Genomic DNA, 18,157 nt, shown 5'->3' with positions numbered 1-18,157 from the left:
TCCCCTCCTTGTTGGCACCTTCGATCATGAAGATCTCCGGTATCGAGACGCTCGCGCTGAACGTCGCGCCCATCAACAACTGGTCCTTCATCCGCATCACGACGGATGAGGGCCTGCAGGGCATCGGCGAAATGACCCTGAACGCCTGGGAGCCCATGCAACGGGCGTTCGTCGACATGCTGACGCCCACCTTGCTGGGACGGACGGTCGAAACAGCCATCGATCGGCTCAAGGTCTACCCTCATTGCCAGGGCGGCCAGGCGGCCAGCTCGGTCTTCAGCGCCACCGAACAGGCGCTCTGCGACATACTCGCCCGCTCCGCCGGAAAACCCTTGTACGAATGGCTCGGGCAGCCGCAACGCCGGAAGGTTCGGGTCTATGCCAACATCGATCGCCGCACGCGGGACCGAAGTCCCGCCAGCTTCGCCGCCAATTCGAAAACCGAGGTGAACAACGGCTATCAAGCGGTCAAGATCACGCCTTTCGACGGCGTGATGCCTGGGCGCAGTGCTGCAGAAAACAAGACGTTCATCGAAGCCGGGCTGGAGCGCGTCTATGCGGTACGGGAGGCGATCGGTCCCGAGGTCGACCTGCTCGTGGATTGTCACTGGCGGTTCAATGAAGCGGGCGCCCACGAGCTGCTGCGGGAACTGGAAACCGCCCGCCTCTTCTGGGTCGAATGTATCGTATCGGAAAACCCGGAGCATCGCGGTGCACTCCGGCGGTTGCGGAAGAGCGCGCAAAAGCATGGCATCCGTCTGGCTGGCGCGGAACGTCAACTGGGGCTATCCGGATTCACTCCCTTTATCGAGGATGACCTGCTCGATGTCGTGATGCCTGATGTAAAGTATGCCGGCGGCTGCCGCGAACTGGTCAGGATCGCCGAGAAAGCCGCACGGCATCAGGTGGCGTTTTCTCCGCATAATCCATGCAGTCCCGTATGCTCGCTTGCCAGCATGCATGTCTGCGCCGTGACCGAAGATGCGCTGATACTCGAGCACCAGATCCCTGAAAACGAGGTCTATGCCCACGTCGTCAACGAACCGCTACCCCGTCTTGTCGATGGCTGCTGGGAACTTCCCGACCGGCCCGGGCTGGGTGTCACCCTGAACGATGCCGTCATCGAAGCCCGGCCCTTCGTGCCGATGACACTCGACGGCCGGATGGACCTCAGCCTCGGCTGATCCGGGCGGTCGTGCGGGTGATAGTCCACCCGTGGAGCATCCCCTACGCCATAAACCGCAATTATAAACGAGGGCGAGCAATTGATTGGACGTTTATCGCTGACATCTGGATTTTGTCGGTCATGAACGCGCTGACCCTCGGTATCATCGATCCCTTTCATTCCACCATCATGCAGGTCATCCGTGATGCCCTGCCGCGGGGCTGGCGGATGAGCGTGACGGCGGGCCCGGACAATGAGGCGCGCGCTGAAGCCCTGCGAAACGCCGATCTCGCCTTCGTTATGGCGGCCAAAATGCCGGCGGATCTCATCGCCTCCGCCTCCTCGCTCCGCTTCATCCAGAAGCTCGGTGCCGGCATCGACAACATCGACACGGATGTTTGCGCGGCCCGCGGCATCGGCGTGGCGCGCCTGCAGGCCGGCAATGCGATCCCCGTGGCCGAGCACACGCTGCTGCTGATGTTGGCGGCCTGTCGTCGGCTGCCCTATCTCGACCGCGAAACGCGCAAGGGAGGCTGGGATAAGGAGGCCGCCCGCGGTGTCAGCCGTCAGATCGGCGGGCGAACGGTCGGCATTATCGGACTTGGCGCTATCGGCCGCGAGGTCGCCAAGCGCCTGGCAGGTTTCGAAGCCCAGATCCTCTACTACGACCCATACCGCGCGCCCGCAGAGGTCGAAGAAAGCCTTGGCGCAAACTACCGACCACTCGACGAGCTTCTGGCCGAGGCGGATATCATCACGCTGCATCTGCCGCTCATGAAGGAGACGGCCGGCCTGATCGATGCGCGCCGCATCGGGATGATGAAGCGCGATGCCATCCTGATCAATTGCGCTCGCGGCGGTCTGGTCGACGAGGCAGCCCTTCATCAGGCGCTCATGGAGGAACGGATCTTCGCAGCCGGGCTCGATGCGTTCTCATCCGAACCTCCGAAGGATAGCCCCCTGCTCGCCCTTGATCAGGTCGTGGTCACGCCTCACACGGCCGGCGGAACACTGGACAACTTCAAGCCCATCGTCTCACGCGCCTTCACCAACGCGCAAACCTATCTGGCAGGCGGCGCTCTGCCGCCGGGTGACCTCGTGGTCGACCCGCGCCGCCGCATCGCCTGAATTCTTGAAACCCGAAGCGGGCCGGCCGATGCGCCAAGAAGCCCGCGCCACAGGAGGAGAAATGACATGTCGACCACCGTCGAAGTGATGGCCGATGCCTTCAAGGAAGCCGGCACCCCCTTCATCGTCGGACATCCCGGCGGCGAATCCGTCGAACTGATGGAGGCCGCGCGCCAGCGCGACATGCGCTTCCTGCTCATGAAGCAGGAGACCGCTGGCGCCATGCTGGCCGCAACCTGGGGCGAGATCACCGGCGCACCCGGCGTGTGCCTGTCCACGCGCGGCCCTGGCGCCGCCAACATGGTCAATGGCGCGGCTTATGCCTACCTCGACCGGGCGCCGTTGATCATGATCACCGACCGCTATTCCAATCCGGCCCATGAGATCGGCCTGCGCCAGCGCATCGACCAGCGTGCCATCTATGAGCCCCTGGTGAAGTGGGGCACCACCATCGATGCCCGCACCATCCGCTCACAGCTGCGCCGCGCCATGCGCACCGCGACGGCAGCGGCACCCGGCGCGGTCCAGTTCGACGTACCGCAGAGCGAAACCACCAAGGCCGCGGGCGAGCTGGCCGCCGAGCCGACACTGCTGCCGAACCTTCTGCATCCGGAGCCCGATCGGGCGGGCCTCAAGTCGCTGACCGATCGCATCAACAGCTCCCGCAAGCCTATCATCCTCGCCGGCCTCGGTGTCTTCTGGGACAAGGCCTCGGCCGAGCTGGTGGCGCTGGCCGAGCAGCTTGGCGCACCCGTCCTCGTTACCTCCAAGTGCAAGGGCGCGATCCCCGAGGATCATCCGCTGCGCGCCGGCTGCATCATCGGCGGGCTGATCGAGCGGAATCTCGTCATGCAGTCAGACCTCATCATCACGGTAGGACTTGATGCCGTCGAACTTCAGCCCAAGCCCTGGCCCTACACCATTCCCGTGGTCTCCCTCGCGGCCACCCCTTCGCTCGACGCGCTGGTCCCGGCCGAGGTGGAAGCCATCGGCAATCTGAAGATCCTCCTGAAAAGCCTCGCTGATTGGTGTTCCGCCGGCACCGGCTGGGGCGAGAAGTCGGCCGCGGTCTTCCGGCAGGATGTCGTCAATGCGCTGAACACGCCATCCAAGGGCCTGTCGCCGCAGCGGGCGATGGAAGTTGCACGCGCCGCCCTGCCCCGTGAGACCATCGCCACCTGCGATGCGGGGGCCAGCCGTCTGCTCGTCGTGCAGAAGTGGGAGTCCTACGGCCCGCGCGAGTTCCTCACCTCCAACGGTCTCGGCTCCATGGGCTATGCCGTGCCGGGCGCATTGGCCGCACGCCTTGCCCACCCCGACCGTCCCGTGGTCGCCTTCAGCGGTGATGGCGGTTTCCTCATGGCTATCGCAGAACTGCAGACCGCCAACCGGGAGGGCCTTCCGATCATCGTCATCGTGTTCGACGACGAGCAGATCGGCCTCATCCGCATCAAGCAGGAACTCAAGGGGCTGCCGCCGCATGGCATCCATGTCGGAGGCTGCGATTGGGCCAAGATCGCCCAGGGATTCGGCGTTGACGGCACTGTGGTCGACAGCGAAAATGGCCTGCAGGATGCCATCGCCGCGGCCCTCAAGTCCAGTCGCACCACGGTCATCGGCGTGCGTATCGATGGCTCGGGTTACGTCGATCAGTTCAACGCGCTGCGCGAGCTCTGACGGAGGGTTCCATGCATCTCGATCTCAGCGGCAGGACCGCGCTCGTAACCGGCGGCAGCGAGGGGCTGGGCAAGGCCATCGCTGCCCGCCTCTCGCAGTCCGGCGCCAATGTCATCATCCTCGCCCGTCGCGAGGAGGTGCTTGAAAAAGCCGTTGCCGAACTCGCGACGGGAGGCGGCCGCGTTGTCGGCCGCCCATGTGACATCACCGATCAGCCCAAGCTCGAGCAGGTCGCGAAAGCGGCGATCGATGAGTTCGGCGGCGTCGATATCCTCGTCAACAACGCCGGCAGCTCCTTCCGCCGCCCGTTCGAGGAGATGACGCGGGAGGACATGATCGCGGACATGGACCTCAAGCTCTTCGCCGCCGTGCGGCTGGGGCAGTTGGTCCTGCCCTACATGAAGAGCCGGCGCTGGGGGCGGATCATCAATGTCGTCAGCGCCCGGGCCAAGGCGCCAGGCCCCGCCAGCGGGCCGACGACCCTCAGCCGCTCGGCCGGCATCACGCTGACCAAGGCCATGGCCAACGAGCTGGCGCCGCACAACGTTCTCGTCAACGCGCTCTGCGTCGGCGTCATCAAGAGCGGGCAGTGGGAACGACGACATGCCAAGGCGGCGCCGGATGTCCCCTACGAGGATTATCTGAAGCCGCTCGCGAAAGAGGTGCCGCTGGGACGGTTCGGCGAGGCGGAGGAATTCGCCAATGCGGTCTGCTTCCTTGCCTCCGACGCTGCGTCCTACATCACCGGCACAGCGATCAACGTCGACGGCGGCCTCTGCCCTGTGACGTGAGGGCTTCCGGGCGGCGGCCTGATCTGACGGATGCGGAACGGCGTGACGGGATGACACGCCGTTCCTTTCATTTAGGCCACCCGCGCGATCGGCTCCTTGCCCGCCAGAACATCAAGCACCTGGCGCGCCACCAGTTCGGAGCTTTTCGCCTGGGTCTCCCGGGTGCCGCCGCCGGCATGCGGCGTGGCAACGACTGTCGGCAGCGACAGCAACGGATTATCGGCGGTGGGCGGCTCGACTTCGAAGACGTCCAGTCCCGCGCCGAACAGATGCCCGGCTTTCAGCGCGTGATAGAGCGCGCTCTCGTCGACGATGCCGCCGCGTGAGACGTTCACGAGGATCGCCGTATCCTTCATCAGGTCGAGCGCGCGGGAATCGATCAGGTTGCGCGTCTCGTCATTCAACGGCAGATGCAGCGTCAGAATGTCCACGCGCGGCAGGAGCTCATCCAGCGACGTCAGCCGCTCATGCGGGATATCCGCCCAGGCATCCGCCGGCGCGTAGGGGTCATAGGCCAGTATGGTCGTGTCGAATGCCCGCTGCCATTTCTTGGCTGTGCGCGTACCGATGTTGCCCATACCGACGACGCCGACGGTCTTCCCCAGCGCTTCCAGCCCCAGATAGTTGGAGCGCTGCACGGATTTGCCCGATCGAAGCATGCGGTCGAATTCAACAACCCGGCGCGAGACCGCCAGACCGAGCGCCAGTGCAAGTTCCGATACCGCCTCGCTGTTGACGCCCGGCGTGCGGCAAACCGTTATGCCGTGCGCCTTGGCCGCCTCCACATCGATGGTCTCGATGCCCACGCCCTGCTTGCAGATAACCTTCACGTTCTTGGCACGGGCCAGATCCTCGGCGCGGATCGGCGTCATGCGCACCATCACGCCATCGGCCTCCTCTGGCCAGTTGTTGACGCGGGGATCGTTCCACAGAACCACCTCGGCGTGCTGCCGGGCGTATTCGACGCCTTCATGGTGAAAGGGATCGATGATGAAGATCTTCATCGGTGTCCCCTCAGGCCGCCGGGACGGTGCGCGGGCCGAAGTTCTTCTCGCGCGCGTTGATTTCCGCCTGGTGCAGTTCGTGGGCGCGCTCCAGCACCGCTACCGCATCTTCCTTGGGGATCACGATGAGACCGTCGCCATCGGCGTAGATCACATCGCCCGGCCGGATCGGCACGCCGCCGATCGAGATCGGCTCGTTCATGGCGATGGTTTCCATGTCCCATCGGCTGGCGACCGGCGAAAACCCTCGGCAGAGTACGGGGAAGCCGGACTGCCTGATCGACTCGTGATCACGAATGGAGCCATGCACCACAAGCCCCGCCACGCCGCGGCTCTGCGCCATGAGCGACTGGTTTTCGCCCCAGGTGCCGATGCCGGTGTTGCCGTAGGCGTCGATCACGACGACGTCGCCCGCCTCCGCGAGCTTTGAGGAGGCTTCGCGCTGGCGCGTGAGATTGGCCTCACGAGGAGTACTGGCGCTTTTTCGTGCCTGCTGCACCGTATAGGCGGTGCCGACGAGGGCTGTTCCGGGCTCCCGGTTGACATAACGCCAGTCAGTCACCACGGCCCGGCGCAAGCCAAGCTGCTCCATGGCATCGCTGACAGGGCCGGTTCCAATGTGCCTCGCTTCGGCGCAACGGCGGCGCAAATCCTCACTCATGACGTTCTCCCAACGGTCTTCTTGTTAGGGGGGAGCTTCGTCCGGCGGCTTCATTACTGTCTAATAATGAGTGCGGGGCAGATCATAAACAGCACTTATGACACGGCGGCGCCAAATGATTGGACAGCTATGGCCTGGCCGCTGAAAGTGCGTGCCAACAATCTACAAAACCCTTGGGAGAAACGGATGCCGGTCGAACTGAAGGAAATCCTGCGCAACAATGTGAAGGAGAAGATGGCGCGGGGTGAGGTTGTCTCCTCCATGACGGTCCGGCTCGTTCGCCAGGTCGAGATCGTTCGCATCGCCAAGACCGCCGGCTTCGACACCATCTATATCGACCTTGAGCATTCCAGCTTGAGCCTCGACGCCACCGGGCAGATCTGCCTGATGGCTCTGGAAGCAGGCATCGCGCCTTTCATCCGCGTTCCCGCCAAGACACCCGAATATATTTCGCGCGCGCTCGATGGCGGAGCTCTCGGCGTCATCGCGCCGGATGTGCGTTCGGCCGAGGAAGCGCGTGCGGTCGTCGCCGCCGCCAAATATGCGCCCCTTGGCCAGCGCGGTATCGGAGGCGGGCTGCCGCACCTGCAATATCGCAGCTTTCCGGCCAAGGACTGGCTGCCGGCCATGAATGCGGCCACCATGGTGGTGGTGCAGTTCGAATCCGCCGAGGCCGTGGAGCGCGCCGAGGAGATCATCGCCGTGGAAGGCGTCGACATGGTGCTGATCGGCACCAATGACATGATGGCCGACATGGGCATCGCCGGGCAATTCGACCACCCGCGTGTTCGCGAGGCCTATGAGAGGGCCCTGGCCGCCTGCCGCAGGCATGGCAAATATCTCGGCGTCGGCGGCCTCTCCTCACGCGATGATCTCGTCGCCGAATTCGTGCGCATGGGCGCGCGCTATGTATCGACGGGCACAGACGTCGGTTTCCTGCTGGCTGAGGCGACCAAGCGCGCCCGGCAGGTCAATGAGATCGCGCCGTGATGCTCACCGAAGCGAAGACACGCGTTCTCGGCACCATCCAGAGCCGGCCGCATTTCCCCATGCCGGCCGGCGCCTGCGATTGCCATGTGCACGTCTTCGGACCTTTCGACCGCTTTCCGCTGTGGGCGGGGCGAGCTTACACGCCTGCCGCCGTGGAGCTCGATGACCTTCGGGCCCATCAGGCCGCGCTCGGCCTTGAGCGGGTGGTGCTGGTGCAACCGAGCGTTTATGGCACCGATAACTCCTGCCTTGTGGATGCCCTGCAGCGGCTTGGCGGGTGCGCCCGCGGGGTCGCTGTACTGGCAGAAGCCGACCAAAGGGAACTGGCGCGCCTGCATGAAGCGGGCGTGCGCGGGCTGCGTGTCAACCTCGGTACGCACGGCATCGATGATCCGAACATCGCGCGCCAGCAGCTTGCCCGGGCTGTCCACCTCGCCGAACCTCGCGGATGGCATCTCCAGGTCTATGCGCCGCTCCGCGTCCTGCTTTCCATTGAAGATACGCTTCGTGGCCTTCCTCTGCCTCTGGTGCTTGATCACTTCGCCATGGCCGAAGCCGCTGCGGGGGTGGACCAGGCAGGCTTTTCCATGGTGCTTGATCTTGTCGCCACCGGCCGCGCCTATGTGAAGCTCTCGGCACCCCACCGTGTCTCTCATCGTTCGGATTACGCCGATGTTGTTCCGTTTGCCCACGCCTTGATCGCCGCCAACGCCGAGCGCCTCGTGTGGGCCAGCGATTGGCCCCACCGCGATGGAACAGGCTTTCGGGCCGAAGACGATGGCTTGGCACTGAACCGGTTGGCTGAGTGGGTTCCCGACCCTGCCGTTCGGCAGCGGATCCTTGCCGACAATCCCGCCCGTCTTTATGACTTCTGAGGAGGAAATCCATGTCAGCCGCTGAATCGGTTCCACAACGTGTCTTCGCCACGGCGGCGGACGCGCGTGCCTTTGGTGAAGCCCTGCTGGTGGCCAACGGGCTGCCCCAGGCCGATGCCGCCATTGTGGCGAACTGCCTTGTGCGGGCGGATCTTCGCGGCGTCGATACCCATGGGCTGCAGTACCTGCCCCACTATCTGAAACGCGTACGGGCCGGCCTCATCAATGCCGCTCCATCGCTGACGATCGAAAAGGCCACTCCGGTCGCCGGCTCGCTCGATGGCCAGAATGCCTTCGGCTTCGTTGTGGCGACCAAGGCCATGGCCGAGGCCATCGACATGGCATCCACCTATGGCATCGGCATGGTGGCCGCGCGCCGAAGCACCCATTTCGGCATGGCGGCCTGCTATGTGCTCCAGGCCGTTGAGGCAGGCTATATGGCGCTGGTGTTCACCAATGCCTCTCGGGCCATGCCGCCATGGGGCGGCCGTGCGGCACTGCTCGGCACCAGCCCCTTCGCAGCGGGTGCGCCCAGTGGCAACAAGACGCCCTATGTGCTCGATATGTCGCCAGCGGTTGCCGCTCGCGGGAAAATCCGCCGCGCCGCGCGGCGGGGCGAGCAGATACCGCTGGGATATGCGCTCGATGCCGAAGGGCGGGCCACCACCGACCCCAATGCCGCACTGGATGGCGGCGTGGTGCTGCCCATCGGCGGCCCCAAGGGCTCTGGCCTCTCCATGCTGATGGATATCTTCGGCGGCGTCTTTTCCGGTTCAGCCTTTGGCGGCGATGTCGGCAATCAGTTCGAAGCTTATGACCGGCCGCAGGATGTCGGCCATTTCTTCCTCGCCATCAAGCCGGGCATCTTTGTCGGGGAAGAGGCCTTCCGCGCCCGCATGGATGTGCTTGTGGAGCGGGTCCATGATTGCCCCAAGGCCGAAGGCGTCGACGAGATCCTGATGCCTGGCGAATTCGAGGGCCGGCTGGAAGCCGAACGGCTGACATCAGGCATTCCCTATGGGCCGGTGGAAATCGCGGCGCTGCAGGCCACAGCCGCAGAAGCGGGTGTCGCTCCTCTGCCCGTTCGCGAGGCCTGACAGGCAGAAGGAGGATTGGCTGGGGCGGGAGGATTCGAACCTCCGTATGGCGGAATCAAAATCCGCTGCCTTACCACTTGGCGACGCCCCATCACGTCTCACGACGCGTCAGATGCGCCGGAATAGCTCAGGTCATCGTCCTTCGCAACATCCTCTCCAACAGGGCTTGCCGGTTCAAATCGCCATCGCTATAAGCACGGGCACTGGTGACGGAGTGTAGCGCAGCCTGGTAGCGCACCTCGTTCGGGACGAGGGGGTCGTAGGTTCAAATCCTATCACTCCGACCAGTCAGAATTCAGCGAAACCCGGCGCTGACTTTTCCACCGAAAATCTTGCACCGAATACTTCACCGAAAGGTTCGGATGCAACCGCCCTTCCTTCCGCACCCGTGATGGGAGCGTAGGCGATGGGGTATTGGGACAAGCCCGGCGCTTCCGATGAATGGTACACGCCGCCGCACATCTTCCAGGCTCTCGGGTGCCGGTTCGATCTGGACCCTGCCAATGCTGCCATTGGCGGGGCACATGTGCCTTGCGCGATGAACTACAGCGCCGACGGCCTCGATAAGCCTTGGCATGGCTTTGTCTGGCTCAATCCTCCATTCGGAGGGCGCAACGGCATCGTGCCGTGGCTCAACAAGTTCTTCGAGCACGGCAACGGCATTGCCCTGACGCCGGATCGCACGTCAGCACCATGGTTCTGGGATGCTTGGCACAAGGCCGAGTTGGCGCTGTTCACGCGCAAGATCCGGTTCATTCGTCCGGATGGCTCAGAAGGCAAGTCACCGTCGAACGGCACCGCGCTTTTCGCTGTCGGGCACGAGGGCTGCGAAGCTCTCCGGCGCGCCTTTGCTGCTGGTCTCGGCATCCTCGCCACCCCCACCCCCGGAGGCTCCAATGACTGAGAGCCAGGTGAAGTGGACGCGGTGGGCCGTCGAGCGGCCGGCTGACACCAAGGCTAAGTATCGGTGGCGGATTGAGCCTAGAGAGATACTTGGCATGCTGCTTCGTCCTGAATGGACGGACAAGCTCGCGCTCTGCGGCATGGGTTACGCCGACGCTGAGTGGTGGCCCTCGTTTTCGGATTGGAACGGATACCGGCGGTCGGTTCACCCGACACTTGAGTGGCGTCTGACAGAGGATGACGAAACGGACACCTATTGGGGCGGTCTGGAGCTTCTTCCGTCTCCGTTCACGGGCAAGCCTCCCGTGGTATCGGCATCTACGCGTTACATTGGTGCGCCAGAGTATTTGGTCGAAAGCCTCAGTCTATCGAGTTTCATGGTCAAGTCGCATGGTTGGAGAGATGCCGCCGCCATGCAGCGGGCCTGGAACACCCGCTCTGCCCTTCTCCCCACCACCCGCGACACGGAGGGCCAGATGTGGCGCTCGATTGATACCGCACCTGAGGATGAGCACGTCATCCTTGCGACGACTGGCGATCACGTTGGTGAAGCTCTGATGCTGATCGACAAGGACACCGGCCAGCAGAAATGGACTTGGGCTGGTGGCCCTGTTTCTAAGTTCCACATCCCGCTCGGCTGGCAGCCGATGCCTTCCGCCATCACGAAGCCTGTTCCTAGCGATAATCGCGCTGGCGGCTTCGATGGACCGACAGGAGCCGATTAAATGGCGATACCAAAAGACGTTATAGGTCGTCTCCCCAAGGCCGAAATACTATGGGTGCGGTGGAATACATGGTCACATTACACGCGCTGGTATGTCGCCCGGTTCAGGCTGGCGAATGCTGTCCGCTACGATATCGGGCCAATCACTATACTTCATCGCGCGCCGTGGCTTGAGGAGTCGGCTCGCAGCCTTCACCCGCATTTATTTGAGGGCGCGCTATGAGCATCACAACCACAACTCGCAGCGCCAGCGTTGACGAGATCGCGGCGGAAATGGATCGGCGTGGTCGTGTCATCGAAGAATTGGAGGCGAAGCTCACCACCCGCGACAGCCTCTTGGATGACATGGCGAAGGCGTTGGCTCTGCATAAGGCTTGGGCTGATAACGAGCGAGACGGGCCTAACTACGGCGGCCTAACGCGCGACAGCCACCCTGATGGCGAGCGGATATGGCGTCAATGGTGGGATGGCAACCTCGATCTCTGCGATCGTGCAAATCGCGCGACTGACGCAGCCCTCACCCGCTACAAGAACGAGGTGTCCGGCACCTCTCAAGGAGGCTCACATGACTGAGCTGACAGAGGGGGAGAAGGTCAAGCTGACGGCGGCGCAGAAGCGATACGGGGAGCGTCTGGTAGAGCATGGATTCGTCGAGCACCAAACAGGTTTTGGAACGTCTCAGTCTAACCGCTGCGGTTGGGCGCTCGTAAATCTCGGCCTGGCCGAATTTGATTGGGGCCCGAAAGGCAGCTTCCTTCAAACGCAAGGCTTTGTTCCGACCGAAGCCGGCCGCCGTGCTCTCTCAGGGGAGGCGTGAATGGAGCCAACCAAGCCAAAATCGCTTCTAACCGCACTTCCTGGATACCCTTGGCTGCCTTGCCCGATCTGCGTTGCCGAGGGCTTCGACGGCGTTGGTAGCTGCGATCATGCCGTCTCAGAAAGAGCCATGAGGGCGCACCCGACCTTGGTCCTGCCCAAGCCCGAGCAACGTGAAGGGGAGGCGTGAATGGAGAAGGTGACGGACATTGTTTCTGACGCCGAAATCGAGCGGGTTCACGGTGGCAACTTCGGTTCAATGACCAAGCGCGAAGTGGTCGATGAGGGAGTGCTGCAACACGCTTTCGGCTACTCCACCGGATACACCATGACGTGCATCCTCCTTGGGCATCGGCTCATCTGCCATACCGCTCCCGGAATGGGCAGCCGGGGCCTTACGCGGAAGGGCTTCCGCTATCTGCGCGCGATGAAAGCCGGAACGCCACTCCAGGCCATCCTCGATCTTTTCAAGGAGCCCCCAGCCATGACCATGGAAAAGGCCGTGGAGGCGGCCATGGCCAAACTGTTCGAGTTCGGACGCGTCGACAAGTTCTCGATGCATGCAGCCCTCACCGCCGCTCTCCCCGCCCTCATCAGTGATGCGAAGGCCGAGGCGTGGGAGGAAGCGGCGAACCGTATTCGGTTACATCGGAACCTCCTGAACGCGCAGTTCGAAGTCATCGATATCAGCCGCGAGGATGCGGTCTATCGGATTTGCGAAGACGCCATCCGCGCCCTCGCAACCAAGGAGCAAGGCTGATGGGTGACGGCCACGACAAGCTCGATCCTAACTGGCTGGCGGTCGAACTCGCCAGCGTTGTCGAAGACATAGCCAACTGGTCGCCGGGACTGCGCGAGAGCTACGAGAGCCTTTTCGGTCCGCTCGACCTCGACGCCCGCGCCCTCAACAAGGAACAGACATCATGACACTAGAACGTGCAGCGAAGCTTGAGAGGCTCGATATCATATCGGCGGTTCGCGAAGCGCTTCTGACCAGCGGCCTGTCCCAAGAGAGCGTCATCATTGCGGATGAAGCGGCAACTCGCGCCATCACCGCCTACCTATCCGCCTCCAAGCCTGCCGGGGACGTGGAGGCGCTCCCTGACCGCGAAGAGATCATTTTCAAAGCTGTTGGCCTGTGCAACCGGATACCCGGCGCAACGCATTGGAACGCTGCTGAGTTTGCCTACGACGCTATTGCCGCCGCCCTCGCCTCACAAGCAGTGTCTGAGCCATCGCCTCGCGTGGACGTGAGGAAGGAATGCGAGACCTGTACCGGGACCGGCGTCGTGGAAAATACGCGGGCCTATTCGGGAAGCAACGGTGGCTTTGACCCTTGCCCTGATTGCTCATCGCCTCGCGCGGATGATACGCAAGCGCATCGTGTGAATGCGGAGGTAGCGGGGCTGGTGGAGTTGGAAAGGGAAGTCAGGTCTTGGCTTCTACCCGGCATCCAAATCAGTGGCGCTTTGCGGAGCACATTGGAGGATGTTGCCGCCGCACTCTCACGCCTCGCAGCGCAAGAGCCGTTCATGTGGGTTCGTCATATCGCCGACATAGGACCAAAGGCGTATTTTCAATGCTGGAAGGACGACTTCGGCGCATTTCCCCTCTTCGCCCAACCACAGCCCGCGCTGGACGTGGAAAAGATCACCAGGGAACGGGATGAGTGGAAACAATGGGCCGAAGACTGGCACAGCATCTCGGAAGCAATTTGCACGATACTGGGGCTCGGTCAGCCAGACGCGGAGGATGTGGTAAGTCTCGTTCGCGGCAAGTTCGAAGCCGCCGAAGCCAAAGTGGAGAGGCTGGAGAAGGCGTTGGAGGCTAAAAGCTCGGCATTGCGGATGGCAGAAGGCGCGCTCCGGCACAGCCAGCCCAAGCACAAGCTCGACCCTCAGGCCAAAGAGAACCACGCTCGCGCCCTAAAGGACGTGCAGTCCTCCCTCACCGCCTCGGCCTCGGATCATCAGCAATGAACACGCCTGACGCTTTGGCGGCATGCACCAGGGCGAGCCTCGCAAGTTCAGGAGGCTCTTTCCCTTCCAACACCTCGCGGCAGATCAGTTCCGCCGCTTGCCGCTCGTCCGTCTGCTCGCCGGGCCATTCGTCGGTGAGGAAACGCAACGCTCTTACTGTATCGGCGATGACCAGATATCGGCCGATCTGGCGGGTCTGTAACGTCACGTCTCTGAATGGCTTTGTGTCCATTCAGGTGAGTCTAGGATTCGGGTTAGGATAGGGAATGGGACGCGAACTCAGGAGCAAGAAGGATGGGTGAGGAGGCACTGCGCCGGGAAAACGAGCGCCTGTGGCGGCAGATCATCGCCTTCAACGACGCTTTGATTGATTTGCCAGAAGTCCCGCCCGTTGCCGTTCTCGATCTTCTCTCCGATGCAGGTGCGCGAGGGCATATGCTTCAACCGCCGAAGAACTTTGGCGCGGCGGGCAAGATGATGCAGCGGCAATACGGGCTTGATGCGATCCCGCCGAACAGCGAATGCGAAGCTGGCGCAGGCTATTGGAAGCATCTTCGAGAGCGCCTGCTACGTCCCGATTGACTCTCTCCCCGCCATGAGAACAAATATGGAACATGGCAGGGATAGAGAAAACACGAATGAAGCGGGTCTACATCGTCAAGCAGGGCGATACTCTCAGAAGCATCGCATCTGATCTTCTTGGGGATTCCGCGCGGTCGAAGGAAATTTATGAGGCCAATAAGAGGGCTATCGAGGCAGACTTGGACCACCGCCGAAGGCACGCTAACAAGCTGGTGCGAAGCGTTTTGCCCCGAATGTCGGCAGGGTATTGGGTTGGACCTGGAACGGTGTTGGAGATCCCCGAGAAATGAGAACATGCATGGTAGTGACCCTGGCATGCATGCTGGCGTCACCGGCGCTCGCCCTGGAAGGGATCGTCACCCACATCCGCGACGGCGACACGTTCGTGCTTGAACAGCAGCCAGTACGCATCTGCGGCATTCAGGCCCCGGAAAGCCACCACAGGGCAGGACCGGCATCAAGCCGCGCCCTCTATCGCATGATCATGGGCAAGCGCGTGAGGTGCATCCCGGTCAGCCAAGGAAGCGTCTGCGATGGTCGCTCACCGAAGCGCAGCCGGGACCGTATCAATGCGCAATGCTTCATCGGCGGGAAGGATATCGCCGCTGAGATGGTACGGCTAGGTCAGGCGAAGGATTGGGCTCGGTTCTCCGGCGGGTATTATCGCCAGTAGCCCGACAGATCGGGCAGCGGCGGCACATCAGGAGCTGCCGAGGCCACGACGTAGCCCGCCAGAAACAGCATGACGCCCGCTAGAACCGTGAACCAGAAGCGACGGCGCGGAAGGGCTGACAACGCATCCTGCGGGCTCGAACACACAAGATAGAACCCGCACGCCTGCAATGCCTGATGGATAGGCCAGACCTGATATTGCGTCCACAACGGAGGACGGCCGGCCATGTTGAAGACGAGGCTGTAGAAGCTCGCGAAAGTCGCTCCTGCCGCGATCAGAAACAGCCCCAGGACTGCACGCCGCGCAGGGTCTATCTTGCCTTCCTTGACGACGCGGAAAGCGCCCTCCGACCACAACACAGCGGCAGCGGCGGCAAAGATCGCCATGGGGGAGGCCATCATAGCCCGGAACAGATCGGGCGGGATAAGAAGGCTCAGCACGACATAAGCGAAGATGAGCACTGACGCCCCGAGGAAGATCGGGTTATTCATCATCGCCGGACACTCCGAAACTGTATGGCTTCCGCCATCATGTTGATGCGGTCTTCAGCGGCCTTGCGCGCCTTGTCGTTCACAGCGGACGCAGCTTCTCGATATTCACGGCTCAGCCGTTCGGCCTCGTCCTTGGGGCTCTTCTTTGGCGATGAAAACCAGTCCCGAAGACCCATCATCGTCTGCGCCCCAAATCGCGGAGGGCATCGTCCATATCGCGCAGGCGGCCTTCGATTTCGCGCAAGCGCCCGTCCTGGCTGTCCAGCTTCAGGTTGTTCACCGTCATTTGCAGATCCAGCGATTTGAGCGTTTCGGTTCCGGCCTTCAGGTCTGTGATGCGCGCTTCCTGTGTCTTGTTCGATCCACGCCATAGGGCCACCACGCACGCGAGCAGGATCAGGATGGCGGCGCCAAGGAGCCCTTGGTCTAGGAATTGTGCTGCTGCCTTTCCCGCCAGTGCCTCCATCAGCGGTCACACCGCGCCTGGTGCGTCAGCCACTCCCCCCCCTTCCCGTGGCAAAGGTCTATAGCGTCCTCGGCTCGCCGTGCCGCTGCATAGGCGGTCTTGTTCTCGTCCGCCGTCTTGATCGCGCCTGCCTTGAAGCCTTCCCGATAGACCGCACGACGCTCTTCTAGGGATTCGCCGCGAGGCACACAGGCGATGACCAGACCGCACAGAAAGGTTGCCGCCACTCCGATGATGATAAGCGGCCTCATGGCTTCCACCCGCAGACTTTTGAGCCTTGCTGATTATGAGCGAGGATCTGAGCGACCAAGCCATCGGAGACATGATCAACATCGTCAGCCGTTGGGCGGATTGGCCTCCACCCGTCGCAGCTACTGCTTGCCGTCTGACACCCAGCCACGAAGACGCTCACGGCGCTGATCAGGAGAAAGGCGCGAAATCTCATCATCGGTTTTCACCCGTGTGCGGAGGTTTTCGAGGGACTGCTGGATTTGCTTGGCGGCTTCGGCATTCTTGCCCGCGGCGAAGATGCGCCACACGGCAACGGCGACGACCGCCGCGATGAGAAGGCCAGAAGCGACATACCGCCCGACAGTCGATCCGGTCAGCCAAGCGATGATCGCCGTCATATCGCGTGGCTCCGCTTGATCTCGATCCGGCCGGAAGCCACCAGCCAGACACCGACGCCGATCACCAGCACGAGCGGGATCATGATGGCCGCCAGGGAGAAGGCATTATCGACCTGCGTCAGGGCGCCCGCCCCTGCCGTCGCCACACCCCCGGCCATGGTCCACAGGGAGCCTGACCGAGAGGGTTTCACGTCATCGGGCTGCGCCAGCCCCGGAGAAACATCAGTTGGCTGCGGCGTGCTTGTTTCTGCGGCTTTGAGTGCGCCAAGGAACTGCTCGTAATAGCCGGCGATCAGCTTGGCCTTGTCGGTGCCGTTGATGATCTTCCTGGCACCCACGGGATTGGTCACAGCGGAGGGGCCAAAATAATCCGACAGCTTCTTGCCGGTGAACCATCCCTCAATCATGCCATCGTGCAGGATCTTGGATGCAATGTCCGGCTCCATGGCCCGATCCGGTTTCTTGATCAGGTCAACGCCGACGACCTGGGACGCCCGCTGATAATTGGCGCGCCCCGTGAGCTGCACATAGCCCCGCCCCGCGTATTTGGCCCCATCGCCGGGCGTCAGGTTGCCAAGCTCTTTGGCCTTCGCCGGCCGCTGGCCTTTAATGTCATACATCCGTGTGAAATAGGCGGTCCCACCGCGCTCCTTGATCGGCTGCATCGTCGCTGCCGTCTCATGGAACGCTGTCGCCATGGCATAGGCGGTGTATTCCATCGGCTCGTTCTCGAAGGCATCAAGAATAACCTCGACGCCTTCAACCTGCGCCTGTGTGAGCTTCCCGCCGAACGGAGCACGGCGGAGATAGGTGAACAGCGTCGTTCGGTTGATGCCCATTTGGCAGGCTCCATGAATCAAAAAACCGCCCGGAAGCGGATGTTGTGGCAAAGAAAAACCCGCCTCAGAGGGCGGGTTGTGCTGTCTTGAAGTGGGCTTCAAACCCCTTGAACGCTCGTCGTCGTCTTTGAACTTCGTCCGGCGGAAGGCCCGCGAAATCGAACATGGCCAGCATGTGCGATCTGGCTCGCTTAATCGGTCCCCATTGCATGCCTGTGGGAGCTAGCTCACCGCGCGCCATGGCTGGCGCAAGATCCGCGAACAGCTTGGCAATCGTCCTTTCGCCCACGGCCCGGTAATCATCGGGTGTGGCTCCGGCTGGCACATCTTCCAGCAGCGTTCCGACGATAGGCCCGTCATCTACCAGGGCCGTCATGACATGCGCAGTGGCCCCGAACTGAGTGGCACCCTCATAAGCGGCCCAATGGTGCGGATCTCGACCTGGAAAGCTGGGAGACGCGCCGTGGAGGTTATAGGCTCTCTTATATCGTGCCAGCACGTCGGGCGGGACAATTACGCCCGTCCCGTAGGCGATCAGACATTCTCCGCCAGTCAGGTCTTTGATGCCCTCCACAAGCTGCGCAGAAGGGAGTGCGGCATGAATGACGGCCCGGTGTTTGGGCTTGGACAGGACAGTTACCATTCTCCAATCATAACAGGCTGACAG

The 18,157-nt window shown here is 62.5% G+C and carries 25 protein-coding genes and 2 tRNA genes; 17 read left to right on the top strand and 10 right to left on the bottom strand.

Going from position 1 to position 18,157, the window contains the following annotated elements; all coding sequences use genetic code 11:
* The first annotated feature begins 26 nt into the window (after positions 1 to 26).
* From IEV58_RS06340 to IEV58_RS06325, 4 genes are all read left to right on the top strand, one after another.
* The gene (locus IEV58_RS06340) at positions 27 to 1,184 is read left to right on the top strand and encodes a mandelate racemase/muconate lactonizing enzyme family protein (RefSeq protein WP_188408812.1); all 1,158 of its coding nucleotides are present in this window, start codon (positions 27 to 29) and stop codon (positions 1,182 to 1,184) included.
* 122 nt (positions 1,185 to 1,306) lie between these two features.
* Positions 1,307 to 2,293 (top strand): 2-hydroxyacid dehydrogenase, encoded by a 987-nt coding sequence (locus tag IEV58_RS06335; protein WP_188408811.1) that lies wholly within the window; start codon positions 1,307 to 1,309, stop codon positions 2,291 to 2,293.
* Positions 2,294 to 2,359: 66 nt separating this feature from the next.
* Positions 2,360 to 3,970, top strand: coding sequence for a thiamine pyrophosphate-binding protein (locus IEV58_RS06330; RefSeq protein ID WP_188408810.1), 1,611 nt, complete (start codon positions 2,360 to 2,362; stop codon positions 3,968 to 3,970).
* A gap of 11 nt (positions 3,971 to 3,981) precedes the next feature.
* Positions 3,982 to 4,761, top strand: a complete 780-nt coding sequence (locus IEV58_RS06325; protein ID WP_188408809.1) for an SDR family oxidoreductase — start codon at positions 3,982 to 3,984, stop codon at positions 4,759 to 4,761.
* Between the two features lie 71 nt (positions 4,762 to 4,832).
* Here IEV58_RS06325 and IEV58_RS06320 read toward each other — a convergent pair whose 3' ends face one another.
* Both IEV58_RS06320 and IEV58_RS06315 read right to left on the bottom strand, forming a co-directional pair.
* Positions 4,833 to 5,765, bottom strand: coding sequence for a hydroxyacid dehydrogenase (locus tag IEV58_RS06320; protein WP_188408808.1), 933 nt, complete (start codon positions 5,763 to 5,765; stop codon positions 4,833 to 4,835).
* Between the two features lie 10 nt (positions 5,766 to 5,775).
* Entirely contained in the window at positions 5,776 to 6,426 is a 651-nt protein-coding gene (locus IEV58_RS06315) for an RraA family protein (RefSeq protein WP_188408807.1), read from the bottom strand.
* A gap of 186 nt (positions 6,427 to 6,612) precedes the next feature.
* Here IEV58_RS06315 and IEV58_RS06310 point away from each other — a divergent pair, with 186 nt between their 5' ends.
* From IEV58_RS06310 to IEV58_RS06300, 3 genes are read left to right on the top strand one after another with little or no spacing between them, the layout of a single operon-like run.
* Entirely contained in the window at positions 6,613 to 7,416 is an 804-nt protein-coding gene (locus tag IEV58_RS06310) for an HpcH/HpaI aldolase family protein (RefSeq protein ID WP_188408806.1), read from the top strand.
* The gene (locus IEV58_RS06305) at positions 7,416 to 8,291 is read left to right on the top strand and encodes an amidohydrolase family protein (RefSeq protein WP_229729256.1); all 876 of its coding nucleotides are present in this window, start codon (positions 7,416 to 7,418) and stop codon (positions 8,289 to 8,291) included. Before IEV58_RS06310 ends, IEV58_RS06305 begins: the two co-directional genes overlap by 1 nt.
* A gap of 11 nt (positions 8,292 to 8,302) precedes the next feature.
* The gene (locus IEV58_RS06300; protein WP_188408804.1) at positions 8,303 to 9,388 is read left to right on the top strand and encodes an Ldh family oxidoreductase; all 1,086 of its coding nucleotides are present in this window, start codon (positions 8,303 to 8,305) and stop codon (positions 9,386 to 9,388) included.
* Positions 9,389 to 9,404: 16 nt separating this feature from the next.
* On the opposite strand, the gene IEV58_RS06295 is transcribed toward IEV58_RS06300, so the two are convergent.
* Positions 9,405 to 9,479 (bottom strand) — tRNA-Gln (locus IEV58_RS06295).
* 119 nt (positions 9,480 to 9,598) lie between these two features.
* On the opposite strand from IEV58_RS06295, the gene IEV58_RS06290 reads away from it, so the two are divergent.
* From IEV58_RS06290 to IEV58_RS06255, 8 genes are all read left to right on the top strand, one after another.
* Positions 9,599 to 9,675, top strand: a tRNA-Pro gene (locus IEV58_RS06290).
* 119 nt (positions 9,676 to 9,794) lie between these two features.
* Positions 9,795 to 10,292, top strand: a complete 498-nt coding sequence (locus tag IEV58_RS06285) for a DNA N-6-adenine-methyltransferase (RefSeq protein WP_188408803.1) — start codon at positions 9,795 to 9,797, stop codon at positions 10,290 to 10,292.
* Complete coding sequence (locus IEV58_RS06280) at positions 10,285 to 11,016, top strand: hypothetical protein (protein ID WP_188408802.1); 732 nt, start codon at positions 10,285 to 10,287, stop codon at positions 11,014 to 11,016. The genes IEV58_RS06285 and IEV58_RS06280 overlap by 8 nt, the downstream gene beginning before the upstream one ends.
* A gap of 218 nt (positions 11,017 to 11,234) precedes the next feature.
* Positions 11,235 to 11,588, top strand: coding sequence for a hypothetical protein (locus IEV58_RS06275; protein ID WP_188408801.1), 354 nt, complete (start codon positions 11,235 to 11,237; stop codon positions 11,586 to 11,588).
* On the top strand, positions 11,581 to 11,832 hold the full coding sequence (locus IEV58_RS06270; RefSeq protein ID WP_188408800.1) for a hypothetical protein: 252 nt from the start codon (positions 11,581 to 11,583) through the stop codon (positions 11,830 to 11,832). Before IEV58_RS06275 ends, IEV58_RS06270 begins: the two co-directional genes overlap by 8 nt.
* 189 nt (positions 11,833 to 12,021) lie before the next feature.
* Positions 12,022 to 12,591, top strand: coding sequence for a hypothetical protein (locus IEV58_RS06265; protein WP_188408799.1), 570 nt, complete (start codon positions 12,022 to 12,024; stop codon positions 12,589 to 12,591).
* The gene (locus IEV58_RS06260; RefSeq protein ID WP_188408798.1) at positions 12,591 to 12,758 is read left to right on the top strand and encodes a hypothetical protein; all 168 of its coding nucleotides are present in this window, start codon (positions 12,591 to 12,593) and stop codon (positions 12,756 to 12,758) included. The genes IEV58_RS06265 and IEV58_RS06260 overlap by 1 nt, the downstream gene beginning before the upstream one ends.
* A complete protein-coding gene (locus IEV58_RS06255) occupies positions 12,755 to 13,810 on the top strand; it encodes a hypothetical protein (RefSeq protein ID WP_188408797.1) in 1,056 nt (351 codons plus the stop codon). Before IEV58_RS06260 ends, IEV58_RS06255 begins: the two co-directional genes overlap by 4 nt.
* On the opposite strand, the gene IEV58_RS06250 is transcribed toward IEV58_RS06255, so the two are convergent.
* Positions 13,779 to 14,018: a DUF982 domain-containing protein gene (locus IEV58_RS06250; RefSeq protein ID WP_188408796.1), complete on the bottom strand. Its 240-nt coding sequence runs from the start codon at positions 14,016 to 14,018 to the stop codon at positions 13,779 to 13,781. The two genes, IEV58_RS06255 and IEV58_RS06250, sit on opposite strands and share 32 nt — an antisense overlap.
* 86 nt (positions 14,019 to 14,104) lie before the next feature.
* On the opposite strand from IEV58_RS06250, the gene IEV58_RS06245 reads away from it, so the two are divergent.
* Together IEV58_RS06245 and IEV58_RS06235 are read left to right on the top strand one after the other, a co-directional pair.
* Positions 14,105 to 14,392, top strand: a complete 288-nt coding sequence (locus tag IEV58_RS06245; protein WP_188408795.1) for a hypothetical protein — start codon at positions 14,105 to 14,107, stop codon at positions 14,390 to 14,392.
* Between the two features lie 298 nt (positions 14,393 to 14,690).
* A complete protein-coding gene (locus IEV58_RS06235; RefSeq protein WP_188408793.1) occupies positions 14,691 to 15,065 on the top strand; it encodes a thermonuclease family protein in 375 nt (124 codons plus the stop codon).
* On the opposite strand, the gene IEV58_RS06230 is transcribed toward IEV58_RS06235, so the two are convergent.
* From IEV58_RS06230 to IEV58_RS06205, 6 genes are all read right to left on the bottom strand, one after another.
* Positions 15,053 to 15,559: a hypothetical protein gene (locus tag IEV58_RS06230; RefSeq protein WP_188408792.1), complete on the bottom strand. Its 507-nt coding sequence runs from the start codon at positions 15,557 to 15,559 to the stop codon at positions 15,053 to 15,055. The genes IEV58_RS06235 and IEV58_RS06230 overlap by 13 nt on opposite strands.
* 172 nt (positions 15,560 to 15,731) lie before the next feature.
* On the bottom strand, positions 15,732 to 16,022 hold the full coding sequence (locus tag IEV58_RS06225) for a hypothetical protein (protein WP_188408791.1): 291 nt from the start codon (positions 16,020 to 16,022) through the stop codon (positions 15,732 to 15,734).
* Entirely contained in the window at positions 16,022 to 16,273 is a 252-nt protein-coding gene (locus IEV58_RS06220; protein WP_188408790.1) for a hypothetical protein, read from the bottom strand. The genes IEV58_RS06225 and IEV58_RS06220 overlap by 1 nt, the downstream gene beginning before the upstream one ends.
* Before the next feature lie 120 nt (positions 16,274 to 16,393).
* On the bottom strand, positions 16,394 to 16,651 hold the full coding sequence (locus IEV58_RS06215) for a hypothetical protein (protein ID WP_188408789.1): 258 nt from the start codon (positions 16,649 to 16,651) through the stop codon (positions 16,394 to 16,396).
* Positions 16,648 to 17,490 (bottom strand): glycoside hydrolase family 19 protein, encoded by an 843-nt coding sequence (locus tag IEV58_RS06210; protein WP_188408788.1) that lies wholly within the window; start codon positions 17,488 to 17,490, stop codon positions 16,648 to 16,650. Before IEV58_RS06210 ends, IEV58_RS06215 begins: the two co-directional genes overlap by 4 nt.
* A gap of 64 nt (positions 17,491 to 17,554) precedes the next feature.
* Positions 17,555 to 18,133, bottom strand: a complete 579-nt coding sequence (locus tag IEV58_RS06205) for a formyltransferase family protein (RefSeq protein WP_188408787.1) — start codon at positions 18,131 to 18,133, stop codon at positions 17,555 to 17,557.
* Between the last annotated feature and the right edge of the window lie 24 nt (positions 18,134 to 18,157).

The organism is Agaricicola taiwanensis, assembly GCF_014635245.1.
Classification (GTDB): domain Bacteria; phylum Pseudomonadota; class Alphaproteobacteria; order Rhizobiales; family Methylopilaceae; genus Agaricicola; species Agaricicola taiwanensis.
Note: the sequence above shows the minus strand (reverse complement) of the source record. Positions and strands in the feature narration are given on the sequence as shown.

Bases quoted from the DNA above. Each gene is read 5' to 3' on its own strand.
- IEV58_RS06215 (WP_188408789.1), bottom strand. From the start codon at position 16,651: ATGACGGCGATCATCGCTTGGCTGACCGGATCGACTGTCGGGCGGTAT.
- IEV58_RS06320 (WP_188408808.1), bottom strand. From the start codon at position 5,765: ATGAAGATCTTCATCATCGATCCCTTTCACCATGAAGGCGTCGAATAC.
- IEV58_RS06260 (WP_188408798.1), top strand. From the start codon at position 12,591: ATGGGTGACGGCCACGACAAGCTCGATCCTAACTGGCTGGCGGTCGAA.
- IEV58_RS06280 (WP_188408802.1), top strand. From the start codon at position 10,285: ATGACTGAGAGCCAGGTGAAGTGGACGCGGTGGGCCGTCGAGCGGCCG.
- IEV58_RS06325 (WP_188408809.1), top strand. From the start codon at position 3,982: ATGCATCTCGATCTCAGCGGCAGGACCGCGCTCGTAACCGGCGGCAGC.
- IEV58_RS06205 (WP_188408787.1), bottom strand. From the start codon at position 18,133: ATGGTAACTGTCCTGTCCAAGCCCAAACACCGGGCCGTCATTCATGCC.
- IEV58_RS06275 (WP_188408801.1), top strand. From the start codon at position 11,235: ATGAGCATCACAACCACAACTCGCAGCGCCAGCGTTGACGAGATCGCG.
- IEV58_RS06330 (WP_188408810.1), top strand. From the start codon at position 2,360: ATGTCGACCACCGTCGAAGTGATGGCCGATGCCTTCAAGGAAGCCGGC.
- IEV58_RS06265 (WP_188408799.1), top strand. From the start codon at position 12,022: ATGGAGAAGGTGACGGACATTGTTTCTGACGCCGAAATCGAGCGGGTT.
- IEV58_RS06340 (WP_188408812.1), top strand. From the start codon at position 27: ATGAAGATCTCCGGTATCGAGACGCTCGCGCTGAACGTCGCGCCCATC.
- IEV58_RS06270 (WP_188408800.1), top strand. From the start codon at position 11,581: ATGACTGAGCTGACAGAGGGGGAGAAGGTCAAGCTGACGGCGGCGCAG.
- IEV58_RS06300 (WP_188408804.1), top strand. From the start codon at position 8,303: ATGTCAGCCGCTGAATCGGTTCCACAACGTGTCTTCGCCACGGCGGCG.
- IEV58_RS06285 (WP_188408803.1), top strand. From the start codon at position 9,795: ATGGGGTATTGGGACAAGCCCGGCGCTTCCGATGAATGGTACACGCCG.
- IEV58_RS06235 (WP_188408793.1), top strand. From the start codon at position 14,691: ATGGTAGTGACCCTGGCATGCATGCTGGCGTCACCGGCGCTCGCCCTG.
- IEV58_RS06220 (WP_188408790.1), bottom strand. From the start codon at position 16,273: ATGAGGCCGCTTATCATCATCGGAGTGGCGGCAACCTTTCTGTGCGGT.
- IEV58_RS06210 (WP_188408788.1), bottom strand. From the start codon at position 17,490: ATGGGCATCAACCGAACGACGCTGTTCACCTATCTCCGCCGTGCTCCG.
- IEV58_RS06225 (WP_188408791.1), bottom strand. From the start codon at position 16,022: ATGGAGGCACTGGCGGGAAAGGCAGCAGCACAATTCCTAGACCAAGGG.
- IEV58_RS06335 (WP_188408811.1), top strand. From the start codon at position 1,307: ATGAACGCGCTGACCCTCGGTATCATCGATCCCTTTCATTCCACCATC.
- IEV58_RS06305 (WP_229729256.1), top strand. From the start codon at position 7,416: ATGCTCACCGAAGCGAAGACACGCGTTCTCGGCACCATCCAGAGCCGG.
- IEV58_RS06310 (WP_188408806.1), top strand. From the start codon at position 6,613: ATGCCGGTCGAACTGAAGGAAATCCTGCGCAACAATGTGAAGGAGAAG.
- IEV58_RS06255 (WP_188408797.1), top strand. From the start codon at position 12,755: ATGACACTAGAACGTGCAGCGAAGCTTGAGAGGCTCGATATCATATCG.
- IEV58_RS06245 (WP_188408795.1), top strand. From the start codon at position 14,105: ATGGGTGAGGAGGCACTGCGCCGGGAAAACGAGCGCCTGTGGCGGCAG.
- IEV58_RS06315 (WP_188408807.1), bottom strand. From the start codon at position 6,426: ATGAGTGAGGATTTGCGCCGCCGTTGCGCCGAAGCGAGGCACATTGGA.
- IEV58_RS06230 (WP_188408792.1), bottom strand. From the start codon at position 15,559: ATGATGAATAACCCGATCTTCCTCGGGGCGTCAGTGCTCATCTTCGCT.